Annotated in this window: 1 protein-coding gene; it reads right to left on the bottom strand. The window is 54.2% G+C overall.

Annotated features, from left to right (window positions below; translation table 11 throughout):
* Nucleotides 1–633: hypothetical protein (locus FQ608_RS27110; RefSeq protein ID WP_199856492.1), on the bottom strand; the 633-nt coding region annotated here is incomplete at both ends.

Raw genomic sequence — 633 nt, 5'->3', positions numbered from 1 at the left:
CATTGTCCTGTACCGTTTCGATATTGACTTGCAATACTCCTTCCGCGGAAGTCGCTCGTGCTGTCTCGGCTAAAAGATCTGTGGTTAACGTAGTTTCGGCGGCAATTGCCCGGGTTGTTTCGGCAGAAAGATCTGCGTTTAGCTTGTCCTCTGCGGAAGTTGCACGGATTGTTTCGGCTAAAAGATCCGTGGTTAACGTAGTTTCGGCAGCAATTGCTCTGTCCGTTTCAGCGGAAAGTTCTTCGGATAGTGTAGATTCGGCATCAATTGCACGGGTTGTTTCGGCTTCCAGGTCCAGGGCCAGCTTTTCCTCGGCCGCAATGGCACGGGCAACCTCCTCGGAAAGGGCTCCGCTGCCTTCCGCCGCTGATGCGTTGACGAAGGTTCTCACGGCAAGCTCTGTCGGGAACTTAGTGTTGGTGGCGTCAGAAAGGGTGATGTCGGTGGACTTGTTGGCGGCATCCTCCTTTAGGGAAATGGCAGTTTCAGCGGCCGTTTTGTTGGCGTCCACATTGTCCTGTACCGTTTCGATATTGGCCTGCAATACTCCTTCCGCAGCGGTAGCACGGACTGTCTCGGCGGCTAGGTCAGTGGCTAACGAATTTTCGGCATCAACTGCACGGGTAACCTCCG

Source organism: Lunatibacter salilacus (assembly GCF_009797935.1).
GTDB classification, from domain to species: domain Bacteria; phylum Bacteroidota; class Bacteroidia; order Cytophagales; family Cyclobacteriaceae; genus Lunatibacter; species Lunatibacter salilacus.
This window is presented reverse-complemented; position numbering and strand designations above follow the sequence as displayed.